The following is a 15,873-nucleotide window of genomic DNA, read 5'->3' on the forward strand; positions in this document are numbered from 1 at the left end:
CTCCACGGGACTGCTTCGTCCGACCGGCATCGGACCGGGGTCGCACCGCATACTAAGCGGTCGCTTGCCGATCAGGGAACAGTCGCGCGAGTCACTCGTCCGGCCACTTCACCGCACAAGCCCGGAGCCCGCGCGCGGCCTTCCGCGCGCTCACCCGTCGCGGCCGTCGTCACCCCTCACCCGTCCGCGGCCGTCGTCACCCTCACCCGTCCGCGGCCGTCATCGCCCTCACCCGTCCGCGGCCTTCTTCGGCCGCGCCCGCACATGCATGCGCTCCCCCTGCGGGCCGAACAGGCTCAGGAACTCCACGGGCCCCTCCCCCGTCGACCCGAACCAGTGCGGCACCCGCGTGTCGAACTCGGCGGCCTCCCCCGCCGTGAGCACCACGTCGTGATCGCCCAGGACCACGCGCAGGCGCCCGGAGAGCACGTACAGCCACTCGTACCCCTCGTGGGTGCGCGGCTCCGGCTCCCGGGTGCGCCGCGGCTCGATGATCTTGTACGCCTGGAGTCCGCCCGGCTGGCGCGTGAGCGGCCACAGGGTCCGGCCGTCCCGCGTGAGCGGCTTCGTCCGCACCCTCGGATCGCCGACCGCGCCGGCCCCGATCAGCTCGTCCAGGGGCACCTGGTGGGCCTGGGCGATCGGCAGCAGCAGTTCCAGGGACGGTTTGCGCTGCCCCGACTCCAGCCGCGAGAGGGTGCTGACCGAGATGCCCGTGGTCTCGGACAGCGCCGCGAGCGTCACCTCCCGCTCCTTCCGGATCCGCCGCAGCCTGGGGCCGACACTCGCGAGTACCTCTTCCGTCGTCATGGTCGTATTGCAGTTTCGGCAAACCTGTTTGTCAATGGCGCACCGCTTGGGCGACCGTCGGGCGTGGAGGTGGTCACCATGACCGAGAACGCGAACCGCAACCAGGACCCCAACGGGAACACGTACGAAGTGATCGTCGTCGGCGGAGGCACCGCCGGCCTGTCCGCCGCGCTGGTGCTGGGCCGCGCCCGGCGCCGCACCCTGGTCGTCGACGCGGGCGAGCCCCGCAACGCGCCCTCCGCCCACCTGCAGGGCTATCTGTCGCGGGACGGCATGCCGCCCGTCGAGTTCCTGGCGCTCGGCCGCGAGGAGATCGCCCGCTACGGCGTCGGCCTGGTCCGCGACCGGGCGGTGGACGTCACCCGCGAGGGCGCCGGCGGGGACTTCGCGGTGCGCCTGGCGGGCGGGCGGACCGTGCGCGCCCGGCGGCTCGTCGTCACCACCGGCCTGAAGGACGAGCTGCCCGCCGTGCCGGGCGTCGCCGAGCGGTTCGGCCGGGACGTGCTGCACTGCCCGTACTGCCACGGCTGGGAGGTCCGCGACCAGGCCTTCGGCGTGCTCGCCGCGACCCCGCTCAGCGTGCACCAGGCGCTGATGGTCTCCCAGTGGTCGAAGGACGTGACGTTCTTCCTGCACACGGTCGCCGAGGAGGAGCTGTCCGACGACGATCTGCGCCGGCTGGCCGCGGCCGGGGTCCGCGTGGTGCCCGGCGAGGTGGCGGGCCTGGTGGTCGAGGACGACCGGCTCACCGGGGTGCGGCTCGCGGACGGGACGGTCCACGCGCGGGAGGCGCTGTTCGTCTCCCCGCGCCCGGTGCCGCAGACGGGGCTGCTGGAGCGGCTGGGCGCCGACTTCCACGACACCCCGTTCGGCCGCTACCCGGTCGTGGACGCCAACGGCCTGACCAGCGTCCCCGGCGTCTGGGCGGCGGGCAACGCGATCGGCTTCGCCGAACAGGTCGTCCACGCGGCGAGCGGCGGCTACCGGGCCGCCGCGGCCCTCAACGGCGACCTGCTGATGACGGACCTGGACGCCCTGGCACCGGCCTCACGAAGCTGACGCCTGTCCGGCCGGTCCCGGCCCGCAGGCGTGTCCGGACCGTCGCGGCCCGCAGGTGTGCCCGGCCCGTCGCGGCCCGCAGGTGTGCCCGGCCCGTCGCGGCCCGCAGGTGTGCCCGGACCGTCGCGGCCCGCAGGTGTGCCCGGACCGTCCCCGCCCGCGCGCCGCCGTCGCCGCGTCGAGCGGCATGCGCGGCGTCAAACGGCGTCGGCCCGCAGGTGTGGAACCGCCCCGCGCGGTGCACCATGAAACGCATGCTGCTCGCCCGGCTCGCCCAGGTGTCCCGTGAGGTCGCCGCCACGTCGGCGCGGTCCCGCAAGACCGCGCTGCTCGCGCAGCTCTTCCGGGAGGCGGAGGCGGCGGACGCCCCGGTCGTCATCCCGTATCTGGCGGGCCGGCTGCCGCAGGGGCGGCTCGGCGTCGGCTGGAAGGTGCTCGGCCGGCCGGTCGCCCCGGCCGCCGAACCGACCCTGACCGTGCGGGAGGTGGACGCCCGGCTCACCGAGCTGGGCAGGGTCGCGGGGCCCGGCTCGCAGGCCGAGCGGGTCCGGCTGGTCGGGGAACTGATGGGCGCCGCCACCGAGGACGAGCAGCGGTTCCTGCTCGGGCTGCTCACCGGCGAGGTCCGGCAGGGCGCGCTGGACGCGGCGGCCGTGGAGGGCCTGGCTGAGGCGACGGGCGCGCCGCCCGCCGACGTGCGCCGCGCGGTGATGCTGGCCGGCTCCCTCCAGGCGGTGGCCGAGGCGCTGCTGACGGACGGTCCGGCGGCCCTGGAGCGGTTCCGGCTCACCGTCGGCCGCCCGCTGCTGCCGATGCTCGCGCACAGCGCGTCCTCGGTGGCCGAGGCGGTCGGCAAGCTGGGCGCGTGCGCGGTGGAGGAGAAGCTGGACGGCATCCGCGTCCAGGTCCACCGGGACGGCGCCGCCGTGCGGCTGTACACGCGCACCCTCGACGACATCACCGACCGGCTCCCCGAGGTGACGGCGGCGGCGCTGGAGCTGCGCGGCGAGCGTTTCGTGCTCGACGGCGAGGTCATCGCCTTCGACGAGGACGGCCGGCCGCGCTCGTTCCAGGAGACCGCGGGCCGGGTCGGCTCCCGGGTGGACGTGGCGACCGCCGCCGAGGCGGTCCCGGTCTCGCCCGTCTTCTTCGACGCCCTCGCCGTCGACGGCCGCGATCTGCTCGACCTGCCGTTCGCCGAGCGGCACGCGGAGCTGGCCCGGCTGGTGCCCGAGCCGATGCGGGTGCGGCGCACGGTGGTGTCGGGCCCCGCGGACCTGCCCGCGGCGGAGGAGTTCCTGGCGAAGACCCTGGAACGCGGCCACGAGGGCGTGGTGGTCAAGGATCTCGCCGCGCCCTACAGCGCGGGCCGGCGCGGCGCGTCCTGGCTGAAGGTGAAGCCGGTGCACACCCTCGACCTGGTGGTCCTGGCCGCCGAGTGGGGGCACGGCCGGCGCACCGGCAAGCTGTCCAACCTGCACCTGGGCGCCCGCCGCGCGGACGGCTCGTTCGCCATGCTCGGCAAGACCTTCAAGGGCATGACCGACGCGATGCTGGCCTGGCAGACGGACCGCCTGCGGGAGCTGGCGGTGTCCGACGACGGCCAGGTGGTGACCGTGCGGCCGGAACTGGTCGTGGAGATCGCCTACGACGGCCTGCAGCGCTCCACCCGCTACCCGGCGGGCGTCACCCTCCGCTTCGCCCGCGTGGTCCGCTACCGCGAGGACAAGCGCCCCGAGGACGCCGACACCGTCGAGACCGTGCTGGCCGCGCACCCGGAGGCAGGGCGGTGACGGCGCGGCGCAGCGCGGGCCTGCTGCTGTTCCGGCGCACCGAGCGGGGCCCGGAGGTGCTGCTCGGGCACATGGGCGGCCCGTTCTTCGCCCGGCGGGACGCGGGCGCGTGGACCGTCCCGAAGGGCGAGTACGACCCGGACGAGCCGGCCTGGGAGGCGGCCCGCCGTGAGTTCGAGGAGGAGCTGGGGGTGGCGCCGCCGGACGGGGAGGCCGTACCGCTCGGCGAGGTCCGGCAGACCGGCGGCAAGATCGTCACGGTGTGGGCGGTGGAGGGGGACCTGGACCCGGCCGCGGTCGTGCCCGGCACGTTCACGCTGGAGTGGCCGCCGAGGAGCGGGCGTACGCAGGAGTTCCCGGAGCTGGACCGGGTGAGCTGGTTCGGCCTGGACGCGGCCCGTGAGGTGATCGTCTCCGCCCAGGCCGCGTTTCTCGACCGGCTGGCGGAGCACTCGGCCTGAGCGCCCCGGAGGCGATCGGATCGACACGGATCCCCACAGATCAATACGGACGCCCCGCGTTGCGGCCCCCGCCGCCGCGCGCGAAGGTCGAAGCACAGTCCCTTGCCAGGAGGTCAGCCATGCCCATCGCGACGGTGAACCCGGCGAACGGCGAGACGGTCAAGACGTACCAGGCCATGGGCGAGGAGGAGATCGCACGCCGCATCCAGCTCGCCGAGGCCACCTTCCGCACCTACCGGACGACCTCCTTCGCCGAACGGGCCCGGCTGATGCACCGGGCCGCCGACCTCCTCGACGAGGACCAGCAGGACATCGCCCGGGTGATCACCACCGAGATGGGCAAGCCGGTCCGCCAGGCGCGCGCGGAGGCCGCCAAGTGCGCCAAGGCGATGCGCTGGTACGCCGACCACGCCGAGGAGCTGCTGGCCGACGAGGAGCCCGCCGAGGCCGACGTGAAGGACTCGGGCGCTTCCCGCGTTCGCGTCCGCTACCGTCCGCTCGGCCCGGTCCTCGCGGTGATGCCGTGGAACTTCCCGCTGTGGCAGGTGATCCGGTTCGCCGCGCCCGCGCTGATGGCGGGCAACGTCGGACTGCTCAAGCACGCCTCGAACGTGCCGCAGACCGCGCTCTACCTGGAGGACCTGTTCCACCGCGCCGGTTTCACCGAGGGCACGTTCCAGACCCTGCTGATCGGCTCCGCCGCGGTCGACGACATCCTGCGCGACGAGCGGATCAAGGCGGCCACCCTCACCGGCAGCGAGCCCGCGGGCCGCGCGGTCGCCGCCACCTCCGGAGAGATGATCAAGAAGACGGTGCTGGAGCTGGGCGGCAGCGACCCGTTCGTCGTGATGCCGTCGGCGGACCTGGACCGGGCCGCCGAGGTGGCCGTCAACGCCCGCTGCCAGAACGCCGGTCAGTCCTGCATCGCCGCCAAGCGGTTCATCGTGCACACGGACGTCTACGACGCCTTCGCCGAGCGGTTCACGGCCGGGATGAAGGCGCTCAAGGTGGGCGACCCGACGGACGAGGAGACCGACGTCGGGCCGCTGTCCAGCGAGCGCGGGCGGGCCGATCTGGAGGAGCTGGTGGACGACGCGGTGCGCGGCGGCGCGACCGTGCTGTGCGGTGGCGAACGGCCCGAGGGACCGGGCTGGTACTACCCGCCGACGGTGCTCGCCGGCATCACCCGCGAGATGCGCATCCACCGCGAGGAGGCGTTCGGACCGGTCGCCACGCTGTACCGGGCGGGCGATCTGGACGAGGCCGTACTGATCGCCAACGACTCGCCCTTCGGCCTGAGTTCGAACGTGTGGACCCGCGACGAGAGCGAGGTCGACCGGTTCGTACGGGACCTGGAGGCGGGCGGTGTGTACGTCAACGGGATGACCGCCTCGCATCCGGCGTTCCCGTTCGGCGGAGTGAAGCGGTCCGGTTACGGGCGTGAGCTGTCCGGGCACGGAATCCGCGAGTTCTGCAACATCACCACGGTTTGGCACGGTGTGTGAGGGCCGCGCGGATACGATCCCGGTTGTGAACCGCGAAGTGACTCTGCCTCTGATCGTCGATGACCGCGGGAACCTTCAGGTGGCCGCGGCCGATGTGAGCAAGCTGCTCCGCATGGTGGGCGGGCGGTGGCTGCATCTCGTCGAGGCCGGTGAGGAGGGGCTCGACGAGGACACCGTGGCCGCGTTGACGATCGAGCTGGCGAAGCTGGCCGACCGGATCGACGTGGCGTGCATCGCGCACAGCAGCGGAGCGCCGTAGACCGCGCGTCAGGCCGCCCGCCGGGCGGGGCCCCGCGTCAGGCGCGCCGCCGGGCCCGGCACTCGCGGTGGAGCTCGCGCACGACGCAGCAGCCGCCGGCGGCGACGGCGAGCAGCACCAGCAGGCCGATCAGGCCGGGAAGGACGATCATGCGGCCAGCATGACAGACGCCCCTCCCGGCCGGCGCGCCGGTGTGCCGTTCGCTACCGGATCGGCATGCCCGACAGGGTGCGGGCGATGACCAGGCGCTGGATCTCGCTGGTGCCCTCGAAGATGGTGTAGATGGCGGCGTCCCGGTGCATGCGCTCCACCGGGTACTCGCGGGTGTAGCCGTTGCCGCCGAGGATCTGGATCGCCTGGGCGGTGACCTTCTTGGCGGTCTCGCTGGCGAACAGCTTCGACATCGAGCCCTCGGCGGCGGTGAACGGCTTGCCGTTGACCGCCATCCAGGACGCGCGCCACACCAGCAGGCGGGCGGCGTCGACCTGGGTGCGCATGTCGGCGAGCTGGAAGGCGACGCCCTGGTTGTCGATGATCGGGCGGCCGAACTGTTCGCGGGTCTTCGCGTAGTCGAGGGCGACCTCGTACGCGGCGCGGGCGGTGCCCACGGCCATGGCGCCCACGGCCGGGCGGGACGCCTCGAAGGTGGCCATCGCGGCGTTCTTCACGCGCTCCCCGCCCGCCCTGGCCTTCTCGCGGGCGCGGGCCAGCCGCTCGTCCAGCTTCTCCTTGCCGCCGAGCAGGCAGGAGCCGGGGACGCGCACGTTGTCGAGGATGACCTCGGCGGTGTGCGAGGCGCGGATGCCGTGCTTCTTGAACTTCTGGCCCTGGGACAGGCCGGGGGTGTTCGGCGGGACGATGAAGGACGCGTGGCCCTTGGAGCCCAGCTCGGGGTCGACGACGGCGACGACGACGTGGACGTTGGCGATGCCGCCGTTGGTGGCCCAGGTCTTCGTGCCGTTGATCACCCACTCGTCCTTGGCCTCGTCGTAGACGGCGCGGGTGCGCAGGGAGGCGACGTCGGAGCCCGCGTCGGGCTCGGAGGAGCAGAACGCGGCGACCTTGACGTCGTTGGCGTCGCCGTACATCTGGGGGATCCAGGTGCCGATCTGCTCCTCGGTGCCGTTGGCGAGGACGCCGACGGCGGCGAGGCCGGTGCCGACGATGGACAGGGCGATGCCCGCGTCTCCCCAGAACAGCTCCTCCATCGCCATGGGGATGCCGAGGCCGGTGGGGTCGAAGTACTGCTGGGCGTAGAAGTCGAGGGAGTAGATGCCGACCTTCGCGGCCTCCTGGATGACCGGCCAGGGGGTCTCCTCGCGCTCGTCCCACTCGGCGGCGGCGGGGCGGATCACGTCGGCGGCGAAGCCATGGAGCCAGTCCCTGACCTCCTTCTGCTCGTCGTTCAGCTCCATGGTGAACTCGGCCATGTCCCCTCCAGCGGCGCACGTGCGTGTTACTTGCGGTAACCGGCAGTCTGTTACCGGTGGGTAGGAAAAGTCAACTCACCCGGTCCCCCCGGCAGCCCGTTCGATGCGCCAGGGCCGTCGGGTGCTACTTTGCGCAGGCGTCACCGAGAGAGCACGGGTGGGGAGAGACCATGGACACCACGCAGCGGACCGAGCAGCAGCGGTCCGCCGACCGCCGACGGCGCGAGCTGCTGGAGGCCGCGGACCGGGTGGTGCTGCGCGACGGGCCGCAGGCGTCGATGAACGCCATCGCCGCCGAGGCGGGCATCACCAAGCCCATCCTCTACCGGCACTTCGGTGACAAGGGCGGACTCTACGCGGCGCTCGCCACGCGCCACACCGACGCGCTCCTCGGCTCCCTGCGGGCGGCGCTGGACGCGCCCGCGGACCGGCGCGAACGGGTCGAGAAGACCCTGGAGACCTATCTCGCGGCCATCGAGGCCCGGCCGCAGGTCTACCGGTTCCTGATGCACCCCGCGGAGGGCGGTCAGGCCGGCGACCAGGGCTTCGACGTGGGCAAGCACTCGGCGCCCGTGCTGCGCAGGATGGGCGAGGAGCTGGGCAAGGTCATCCAGGAGCGGGTCGACCTCGGCCCGGCCAGCGAGCGGCTGGCGCGGGTCTGGGGGCACGGCATCGTCGGGATGATGCACGCCGCCGGGGACTGGTGGCTGGGCGAACGGCCGTGCTCGCGGCAGGAGTTGGTGCGCGCGCTGGCCGATCTGCTGTGGGGGCGGCTGGCGGCCGCCGGGGACAAGGCGGGGGGCCCGGGGTTCTGACGGCCGCCTTCCGGCCGGGGCCCTGTGCGGCGCCCCGCGCACCTGACGGATTCAGCCCGGCCGGTGCCACGAGGCCCGGCTCACCTTCCGCATCAGCCTGCGGTGGCGCCAGCCCTCCACGCGGTCCGCGTAGACCTTCCCGTCCAGGTGGTCGCACTCGTGCTGGAGACAGCGGGCGAAGAAGCCCGTGCCGTGGATCGTGACCGGCTCGCCGGTCATCGTGAAGCCCTCGACGACCGCGTGGTCGTGGCGCTCCGTGCCCGCCTCCAGGCCCGGCAGGGACAGACAGCCCTCCGGGCCCCGGATCACGACACCGTCCGCCGTCACCAGACGCGGGTTCACCACATGTCCGAGATGCCGGACATCCTCGTCGTCCGGGCAGTCGTAGACGAACACCCGCAGCGACTCCCCCACCTGGTTCGCCGCCAGTCCCACCCCCCGCGCCGCGTACATCGTCGCGAACAAGTCCTCCACGAGCCGGGACAGTTCGGGGCCGAAGTCGGTGACCTCCGCGCACGGCGTGTGCAGAACGGGGTCGCCGAACAGGGTGAGGGGCCGGACGCGCCCGCGGGCGCCCGGGATCGAGCCGTGTCGCATGGCCGCAAGGGTACGGTTCCCTCAGCCCTCGCAGTGCCGCACAGCCGCGGGCGCGGGCCGGGATTCGGGAGTGCGAATGGATCTCGATAGGCTGACCACCACCACGTTGCCGAAGGCTTGAGGCGCGGCGCGTACGCAAGGAGGATCGAGAACTGATGGCAGGCAACTCGGACCCGCTGACGCCGCGGGCCAAGCTGGCCGTGACCGCGGGCAAGGCGGTCGCAGCGGCATCCCGTGCCGCGGGACGCGGCAGCGGTTCGGTGATCGGTGGCCGGGTGGCTCTGAAACTCGACCCCGACCTCCTGGCCCGGCTCGCCCAGAACCTGGACGTCGTCCTGGTCTCGGCGACCAACGGCAAGACCACCACGACCCGGCTGATCGCCGAGGCCCTGCGGGCCGCGGGCCCCGTCGTGTCCAACGCGCTCGGCGCGAACATGCCGGCCGGCATCACCTCGGCGCTCGCGGGCGGCTCGGACGCCAAGTACGGCGTCATCGAGGTCGACGAGAAGTACCTCGCGGGCGTCGCCCGGGACACCGACCCGAAGTGCATCGCGCTGCTGAACCTCTCGCGCGACCAGCTCGACCGGGCCGCCGAGACCCGGATGCTCGCCGAGAACTGGCGCGAGGGCCTGGCCGGCTGCAAGGCCGTGATCGTGGCCAACGCCGACGACCCGCTGGTCGTGTGGGCGGCCTCGTCGTCCCCCAACGTGATCTGGGTCGCGGCCGGGCAGATGTGGAAGGACGACGCCTGGTCCTGCCCCGCCTGCGGCGGTGTGATGCAGCGCCCCGGCGACGACTGGTTCTGCGGCGAGTGCGGCTTCCGCCGGCCCACCCCGAGCTGGGCGCTCTCCGGCGACCACGTCCTCGACCCGCACGGCTCGGCGTGGCCGATCCACCTCCAGCTGCCGGGGCGCGCCAACAAGGCCAACGCCGCCTCCTCGGCCGCCGTCGCCGCCGTGTTCGGGGTGCCGCCGCAGGTCGCCCTGGAGCGCATGTACCAGGTGCAGGCCGTCGCCGGACGCTATGACGTCGTCCAGTTCCAGGGCCGCGACCTGCGGCTGCTGCTGGCGAAGAACCCGGCCGGGTGGCTGGAGACGTTCTCCCTGATCGACCCGCCGCCCACCCCGGTGATCCTCTCCGTGAACGCGCGCAGCGCCGACGGCACCGACACCTCCTGGCTGTGGGACGTCGACTACACCCGGCTCACCGGCCACCCGATCTTCGTCATCGGTGACCGCAAGCTCGACCTGGCGGTGCGCCTGGAGGTCGCCAACCAGCACTTCCAGGTCTGCGACAACCTCGACGAGGCCGTGCAGATGTGCCCGCCGGGCCGGATCGAGGTCATCGCGAACTACACGGCGTTCCAGGATCTGCGCCGCCGCGTCGGCAACTGAGTGAGTCGGAAGGACAGTGACTATGAGCGACAACGGTCTGCGGATCGTCTGGATCTACCCCGACCTGCTCAGCACCTACGGCGACCAGGGCAACGTCCTCGTCGTGGAGCGCCGGGCGCGGCAGCGGGGCCTGGACGTGGCCCGGCTCGACGTACGCAGCGACCAGCCGATCCCGACCTCGGGTGACATCTATCTGATCGGCGGCGGCGAGGACCGGCCGCAGCGGCTCGCGGCCGAGCGGCTGCGCCGGGACGGCGGTCTGCACCGCGCGGTGGAGAACGGCGCCATCGTGTTCTCGGTGTGCGCCGGCTACCAGATCCTCGGCCACGAGTTCATCAACGACCTCGGCCAGCGTGAGCCCGGCCTCGGCCTGCTCGACGTGGTGTCGGTGCGCGGCGAGGGCGAGCGGTGCGTCGGTGACGTGCTCGCGGACATCGACCCGCGGCTCGGCCTGCCGCCGCTGACCGGCTTCGAGAACCACCAGGGCGTCACCCACCTCGGCCCCACGGCCCGCCCGCTGGCCCAGGTGCGGCTCGGCAAGGGCAACGGCACCGGCGACGGCACGGAGGGGGCGTACAACGACACCGTCTTCGGTACGTACATGCACGGTCCCGTCCTCGCCCGCAACCCGCTGATCGCGGACCACCTGCTCAAGCTGGCCCTCGACGTCAACGCGCTGCCGCCGGTGGACGACCGCTGGTACGAGGCGCTGCGCAACGAGCGCATCGCGGCTGCGCAGCAGCCTGCGTGAACACCGTTGCGCAGCAGCCTGCGTGAACCCGTTGCGCAGCAGCCTGCGTGAACCCGTTGCGCAGCAGCCTGCGTGAACCCGTTGCGCGGCAGCCTGCGTAACCGGTCTGCCGTCGGGGGTTCACCAGCCCGTCTGACGGTGCATCCACACAGGTGAGCGGGGTCGTCCAGCAGGCGGACGCCCGGTTCGGCCCCGCCCCCGAATGCCGCTAGGGTGGCGGGGATTCCCGCCGGACAGCGTGGTCCGGTCACCGGCCCACGTCGAGAAGGTATTCGGGCTATGCGCATTGGTGTCCTCACGTCCGGCGGCGACTGCCCCGGTCTGAACGCCGTCATCCGGTCCGTCGTGCACCGTGCCGTCGCCGACCACGGCGACGAGGTCATCGGTTTCCGGGACGGCTGGAAAGGCCTCCTGGAGTGCGACTACACGAAGCTCGACCTTGACGCGGTCGGCGGCATCCTCGCCCGCGGCGGCACCATCCTCGGCTCCTCCCGGGTCCGTCCCGAGCATCTGCGGGACGGCGTGGAGCGGGCCAAGGGGTACGTCGCGGAGCTGGGCCTCGACGCGATCATCCCGATCGGCGGCGAGGGCACGCTGAAGGCGGCCCGGCTGCTGTCGGACAGCGGACTGCCCATCGTGGGCGTGCCGAAGACCATCGACAACGACATCGCGGTCACCGACGTCACCTTCGGTTTCGACACGGCGGTCGGCGTCGCCACGGAGGCGCTGGACCGGCTGAAGACCACCGCCGAGTCCCACCAGCGGGTGCTGATCGTCGAGGTCATGGGCCGGCACACCGGCTGGATCGCGCTGCACTCGGGGATGGCGGCGGGCGCGCACGCCATCGTCGTGCCGGAGCGGCCCTTCGACATCGACGAGCTGACCGCGAAGGTCGGCGAGCGGTTCGCGGCGGGCAAGCGGTTCGCCATCGTCGTCGCCGCGGAGGGCGCCAAGCCGAAGCCCGGCACCATGGCCTTCGACGAGGGCGGCAAGGACATCTACGGGCACGAGCGGTTCGCCGGGATAGCCCGTCAGCTCTCCGTGGAGCTGGAGCGGCGGCTCGGCAAGGAGGCGCGGCCGGTGATCCTCGGGCATGTGCAGCGGGGCGGGACGCCCACGGCGTACGACCGGGTGCTGGCGACGCGGTTCGGGTGGCACGCGGTGGAGGCCGCCCATCGCGGCGAGTTCGGGATGATGACGGCGCTGCGGGGGACGGACATCGTGATGGTGTCGCTGGCGGAGGCCGTGGAGTCCCTGAAGACCGTTCCGGAGGAGCGGTACGCGGAAGCGGAGTGTGTGCTGTAGCCGTCCGGCGGGTGCGGGTCGTCCGCGGTTTCTCGCGCTGTTCCCCGCGCCCCTGAGGTGAGTCCAGCGGCCCCCGGTCGAAAGGCCGGCCGGGGGCCGCTCTACTCTTGTGGGCGGTACAGACAGCACAAACCCCCCACGAATCAGGAGCCGGCGGATGGATCACAGCGGGCACGGCATGATGATGGATCTGCCGCCGTTCACGCTGGGGAGGGGGCTCCAGTGGTCCGCGGACCCCTTCTTTCTCGTCGCGTGCCTGCTGGGACTGGCGCTCTACGGCTGGGGCGTCGTCCGGCTGACCCGGCGCGGTGACAAGTGGCCGGTCGGGCGGACCCTCTTCTTCTTCGCCGGTGTGCTCAGCATCGGGCTCATGATGAACACCGCGCTGAACGACTACGGCATGGTCATGTTCAGCGTGCACATGGTGCAGCACATGGTGATCAGCATGCTGTCGCCGATCCTGATCCTGCTCGGCGCGCCCATCACGCTGGCGCTGCGGGCACTGCCGCCGGCCGGCCGGGGCCGCAAGGGGCCGCGCGAGGTGCTGCTGATGCTGCTGCACAGCCGGTACATGCGGATCGTCACCCACCCCGCGTTCACGATCCCGCTGTTCATCGCCAGCCTGTACGGCCTCTACTTCACCCCGCTGTTCGACTTCCTGATGGAGTCCAAGCCGGGGCACATCGCGATGATGGTGCACTTCCTCGCGACCGGCCTGGTGTTCTTCTGGCCGATCATGGGCGTGGACCCCGGTCCGCACCGGCCCGGCTATCTGATGCGGATGCTGGAGCTGTTCGCGGGCATGCCGTTCCACGCGTTCTTCGGCATCGCCCTGATGATGGCCTCGCAGCCGATGGTCGAGACCTACACCGAGCCGCCCGCCTCCCTCGGCATCGACGCCCTCTCCGACCAGAACGCGGCGGGCGGCATCGCCTGGGCGTTCAGCGAGATCCCGTCCGTGCTGGTGCTGATCGTGCTGCTGTTCCAGTGGTACGGCTCCGAACAGCGGCAGGCCAAGCGCAAGGACCGGGCCGCGGACCGCGACGGTGACAAGGAACTCGAGGCGTACAACGCCTATTTGGCCTCACTGAACGCACAAAGTCGCTGAACTTCTTTTCCGGCCGGTCCGGGCCAGTAGCATGAAACGCGTCGGGGGGACCGCCGGGGGGAGCGGTGATGACCGTTCGCGTTGTGCTGCGCAAGGTCGCGATCACGCTGGTGTGCGTACTGTTCCTGAACGGATGCAGCAGCGACGCACAAACGTTCGCAGTGAAGGCCGTGGCGGCGGGTGTGCCGTCCCTGGCGCCGTTCTTCGACGAGGACGCCGGGCTCGGCCATGACGCCGTCGTACGGTCGCGACCTGCGCCCGGCGGGATCCAGCAGGGCGACACACCGGGTCTCTACGGCGGCACGCGGCAGCCGGAGATCTGCGATGTCGACCGGCTGGAGGAATTCCTCACCGATCCCGCGAACGAGCGGAAAGCACAGGCCTGGGCTTCCGTGCTCGATGTCACCACCGATGGGATTCCGGAATATCTCGACCGGCTGACTCCGGTTCTTCTCCGGACCGACACCCTGGTGAAGAACCACGACTACAAGAAGGAAAAAGCGGTTCCCTTCGACGCCCTGCTCCAGGCCGGAATCGCGATTCTCGTCGATGAGCGGGGGATGCCCGCCGTGAAATGCTCGTGCGGAAATCCGCTGCGGCCCTTCGAGGGGGACACCGGCAGGATCTCCGTCCGGTTCGAGGACGGCAACGAGCGGTGGCGGGGCTTCGACCGAGCCTCCGTCGTGGCCGTACGGCCCGCGCCGCGGACCCTGGACCGGCTGGCCCTGGTCGACGTCGAGGACCCCGCCCGGGGCATTCACCGGCCCGCCGGGACGACCGGCGCGGACGACTCCGTCTTCGACGCGAGCGAGCGGCGTGCGGTGCCCGACGTGACCGGGACGACGTTCGGGCGGGCGAGCCGGATGCTGGCCGGGGCGGGGCTCGCCGTCGCCGTCGACGGGGGCGGGCTGCCGCCGCAGGGCAGCCGGGTCACGGCGTCCGATCCGCCGGCGGGGACCGGGTTGCCGTTCGGCGCGTTCGTGCGGGTGCGGGTGGCCGGGGGTGGGGGTGGTGGACCGGAGGGCGGGCCGGGAGACGGGTCGGGCCCGGCCTCGGCGTCCTCCGGGTCGTCGGGCTCCTCGGACTCGTCGGGTCCGTCCGCTTCCGGGGGCTCATCGGGCTCGCCGGGTTCATCCGGCTCCTCCGGCTCCTCCGGTCCGTCGGACTCTCCGGGGTCCTCGGGTTCGTCCCAGTCGTCGGGTTCGTCGCCGTCGTCGGGAGCCTCGGGTTCCTCGGACGCTTCGGCTCCCGGCGAGTCACGGGACCCCTCCGGCTCTCCGGGATCGTCGGATGCGCCGCGGCCGTCAGGTCCGTCAGGCCCGTCAGCGCCGCCGGAACCTTCCAGGCCGTCGGCCCCGCCGGACTCCCCCGGCTCACCGGGTCCGCCCGGACCGTCCGGCTCGCCGGGCTCCTCGGGCTCCCCCACGTCCTCCATCCCCACCCGCGAGCCACCCGAGCGGCCTCCGTCCGCCTCCCCGCCGGGGACCGGGCCACCGTCGTCGTCCTCCTCCACCAGGCCGCCGCCGTCCCCGCCGTCCCCGCCGTCCCCGCCGTCGCCGCCCTCACCACCCCCCTCCCCCGCCCCGCCCTCCACCCCCACCGCTCCGTAGCCCCCCCCCCGCCAGAACCGGGAGTCACCGGATGTCCTCAGGACCCTCGACGTCGGGAGTGGGCCGGGTCATCGCCGGCCGCTATCTGCTGCTGCACCGGCTCGGCAGCGGCGGGATGGGGCACGTGTGGCTGGCCCATGACCAGAGGCTGGCCTGTGAGGTGGCGCTGAAGGAGATCGTGTTCCGGGATCCGGCGGAGGCGGAGAACGAGCGGGAGGCGCGGGTGGCGCGGGCTCGGGCGGAGGCGCGGCACGCGGCCGGGCTGCGCGGGCATCCGCACGTGGTGACCGTGCACGACGTGCTGGAGCACGAGGGGCTGCCGTGGATCGTCATGGAGTACGTGGCGGGCGCCGTGGACCTGCGGGAGCTGGTCGCCCGGCGCGGTCCGCTCGCCCCGGCGGAGTGTGGCCGGATCGGTCTGGCGGTACTGGACGCGCTGACCGCGGGCCACGAGCGGGGTGTCCTGCACCGGGATGTGAAGCCGGCGAACATCCTGCTCGCGCCGGACCGCTCGGGGGCGCCGTACGGGCGTGTCCTGCTCACCGACTACGGGATCTCGGTGCGGCCGGACGCCGGGGAGCCGCGCTACACGCTGGCGTCCGCGCTGGTGGGCACCGCCGGCTACCTGGCACCGGAGCGGGCCACCGGCGGGCCGCCCACCGAGGCCGCGGACCTGTTCTCGCTGGGCTGCACGCTGTACTACGGCGTGGAGGGGCGCGGCCCCTTCGAGCGGGAGTCGCAGCTGGCGGAGCTGACCGCCGTGGTCGCGCAGGAGCCGCGCCCGCCGGTGCGCTCGGGCGCGCTGGAGCCCGTCGTACGGGCGCTGCTGGTGAAGGATCCGGCGCGGCGGATGGGGGCGGCCGAGGCCGAGGCGGCGCTGGCGGCGATCGTCGTGCCGCAGCCGCGGACGCCCGGGCGCGTGGCGGCGGATCCGGCGTCGCAGCCGCCGTGGGGCATGGCGCCGGACGGGCACGAG

At 72.8% G+C, this 15,873-nt stretch carries 15 protein-coding genes; 12 read left to right on the plus strand and 3 right to left on the minus strand.

The genetic code is table 11. The annotated features are described in order from the left end of the window. Window positions 1-228: 228 nt before the first annotated feature. Window positions 229-810: an XRE family transcriptional regulator gene (locus AB0K92_RS30125; protein WP_365928103.1), complete on the minus strand. Its 582-nt coding sequence runs from the start codon at window positions 808-810 to the stop codon at window positions 229-231. 78 nt (window positions 811-888) lie between these two features. On the opposite strand from AB0K92_RS30125, the gene AB0K92_RS30130 reads away from it, so the two are divergent. From AB0K92_RS30130 to AB0K92_RS30150, 5 genes are all read left to right on the plus strand, one after another. Beyond that, a complete protein-coding gene (locus tag AB0K92_RS30130) occupies window positions 889-1,869 on the plus strand; it encodes an NAD(P)/FAD-dependent oxidoreductase (protein WP_365928105.1) in 981 nt (326 codons plus the stop codon). Between the two features lie 254 nt (window positions 1,870-2,123). Continuing rightward, window positions 2,124-3,662 carry an ATP-dependent DNA ligase gene (locus AB0K92_RS30135; RefSeq protein WP_365928108.1) on the plus strand — a complete coding sequence of 513 codons (1,539 nt, stop codon included), beginning with the start codon at window positions 2,124-2,126 and terminating at the stop codon, window positions 3,660-3,662. Continuing rightward, entirely contained in the window at window positions 3,659-4,123 is a 465-nt protein-coding gene (locus tag AB0K92_RS30140; RefSeq protein ID WP_365928110.1) for an NUDIX domain-containing protein, read from the plus strand. Before AB0K92_RS30135 ends, AB0K92_RS30140 begins: the two co-directional genes overlap by 4 nt. A 119-nt stretch (window positions 4,124-4,242) precedes the next feature. Continuing rightward, window positions 4,243-5,628, plus strand: a complete 1,386-nt coding sequence (locus tag AB0K92_RS30145) for an NADP-dependent succinic semialdehyde dehydrogenase (RefSeq protein WP_365928112.1) — start codon at window positions 4,243-4,245, stop codon at window positions 5,626-5,628. A 25-nt stretch (window positions 5,629-5,653) separates the two neighbouring features. Further along, the gene (locus AB0K92_RS30150) at window positions 5,654-5,887 is read left to right on the plus strand and encodes a DUF6213 family protein (RefSeq protein WP_165996104.1); all 234 of its coding nucleotides are present in this window, start codon (window positions 5,654-5,656) and stop codon (window positions 5,885-5,887) included. Between the two features lie 203 nt (window positions 5,888-6,090). Here the strand turns inward: AB0K92_RS30150 and AB0K92_RS30155 are convergent, their stop codons facing one another. Beyond that, complete coding sequence (locus AB0K92_RS30155) at window positions 6,091-7,317, minus strand: acyl-CoA dehydrogenase family protein (RefSeq protein ID WP_365928114.1); 1,227 nt, start codon at window positions 7,315-7,317, stop codon at window positions 6,091-6,093. Window positions 7,318-7,487: 170 nt separating this feature from the next. Here AB0K92_RS30155 and AB0K92_RS30160 point away from each other — a divergent pair, with 170 nt between their 5' ends. Continuing rightward, the gene (locus tag AB0K92_RS30160) at window positions 7,488-8,132 is read left to right on the plus strand and encodes a TetR family transcriptional regulator (RefSeq protein WP_365928116.1); all 645 of its coding nucleotides are present in this window, start codon (window positions 7,488-7,490) and stop codon (window positions 8,130-8,132) included. Between the two features lie 51 nt (window positions 8,133-8,183). Here AB0K92_RS30160 and def read toward each other — a convergent pair whose 3' ends face one another. Further along, window positions 8,184-8,729 carry a peptide deformylase gene (gene def, locus AB0K92_RS30165; protein ID WP_365928118.1) on the minus strand — a complete coding sequence of 182 codons (546 nt, stop codon included), beginning with the start codon at window positions 8,727-8,729 and terminating at the stop codon, window positions 8,184-8,186. A 155-nt stretch (window positions 8,730-8,884) separates the two neighbouring features. On the opposite strand from def, the gene AB0K92_RS30170 reads away from it, so the two are divergent. From AB0K92_RS30170 to AB0K92_RS30195, 6 genes are all read left to right on the plus strand, one after another. Beyond that, window positions 8,885-10,123, plus strand: a complete 1,239-nt coding sequence (locus tag AB0K92_RS30170; RefSeq protein ID WP_165996113.1) for a MurT ligase domain-containing protein — start codon at window positions 8,885-8,887, stop codon at window positions 10,121-10,123. A gap of 22 nt (window positions 10,124-10,145) precedes the next feature. Continuing rightward, a complete protein-coding gene (locus AB0K92_RS30175; RefSeq protein WP_165996115.1) occupies window positions 10,146-10,874 on the plus strand; it encodes a type 1 glutamine amidotransferase in 729 nt (242 codons plus the stop codon). Between the two features lie 279 nt (window positions 10,875-11,153). Beyond that, window positions 11,154-12,179 (plus strand): 6-phosphofructokinase, encoded by a 1,026-nt coding sequence (locus AB0K92_RS30180; protein ID WP_165996117.1) that lies wholly within the window; start codon window positions 11,154-11,156, stop codon window positions 12,177-12,179. A 157-nt stretch (window positions 12,180-12,336) separates the two neighbouring features. Then, a complete protein-coding gene (locus tag AB0K92_RS30185; RefSeq protein WP_365928121.1) occupies window positions 12,337-13,287 on the plus strand; it encodes a cytochrome c oxidase assembly protein in 951 nt (316 codons plus the stop codon). Between the two features lie 68 nt (window positions 13,288-13,355). Continuing rightward, window positions 13,356-14,897, plus strand: a complete 1,542-nt coding sequence (locus AB0K92_RS30190; protein WP_365928123.1) for a PASTA domain-containing protein — start codon at window positions 13,356-13,358, stop codon at window positions 14,895-14,897. A 31-nt stretch (window positions 14,898-14,928) separates the two neighbouring features. Continuing rightward, on the plus strand, window positions 14,929-15,873 hold a 945-nt coding region (locus tag AB0K92_RS30195), incomplete at its 3' end, for a serine/threonine-protein kinase (protein WP_365928125.1).

The organism is Streptomyces sp. NPDC052687 (genome assembly GCF_040678395.1).
GTDB lineage: Bacteria > Actinomycetota > Actinomycetes > Streptomycetales > Streptomycetaceae > Streptomyces.

Coding starts and splice junctions, on each gene's coding strand:
- AB0K92_RS30185 (WP_365928121.1), top strand. CDS start 12,337: ATGGATCACAGCGGGCACGGCATGATGATGGATCTGCCGCCGTTCACG.
- AB0K92_RS30190 (WP_365928123.1), top strand. CDS start 13,356: ATGACCGTTCGCGTTGTGCTGCGCAAGGTCGCGATCACGCTGGTGTGC.
- AB0K92_RS30175 (WP_165996115.1), top strand. CDS start 10,146: ATGAGCGACAACGGTCTGCGGATCGTCTGGATCTACCCCGACCTGCTC.
- def (WP_365928118.1), bottom strand. CDS start 8,729: ATGCGACACGGCTCGATCCCGGGCGCCCGCGGGCGCGTCCGGCCCCTC.
- AB0K92_RS30135 (WP_365928108.1), top strand. CDS start 2,124: ATGCTGCTCGCCCGGCTCGCCCAGGTGTCCCGTGAGGTCGCCGCCACG.
- AB0K92_RS30155 (WP_365928114.1), bottom strand. CDS start 7,317: ATGGCCGAGTTCACCATGGAGCTGAACGACGAGCAGAAGGAGGTCAGG.
- AB0K92_RS30130 (WP_365928105.1), top strand. CDS start 889: ATGACCGAGAACGCGAACCGCAACCAGGACCCCAACGGGAACACGTAC.
- AB0K92_RS30160 (WP_365928116.1), top strand. CDS start 7,488: ATGGACACCACGCAGCGGACCGAGCAGCAGCGGTCCGCCGACCGCCGA.
- AB0K92_RS30170 (WP_165996113.1), top strand. CDS start 8,885: ATGGCAGGCAACTCGGACCCGCTGACGCCGCGGGCCAAGCTGGCCGTG.
- AB0K92_RS30125 (WP_365928103.1), bottom strand. CDS start 810: ATGACGACGGAAGAGGTACTCGCGAGTGTCGGCCCCAGGCTGCGGCGG.
- AB0K92_RS30145 (WP_365928112.1), top strand. CDS start 4,243: ATGCCCATCGCGACGGTGAACCCGGCGAACGGCGAGACGGTCAAGACG.
- AB0K92_RS30180 (WP_165996117.1), top strand. CDS start 11,154: ATGCGCATTGGTGTCCTCACGTCCGGCGGCGACTGCCCCGGTCTGAAC.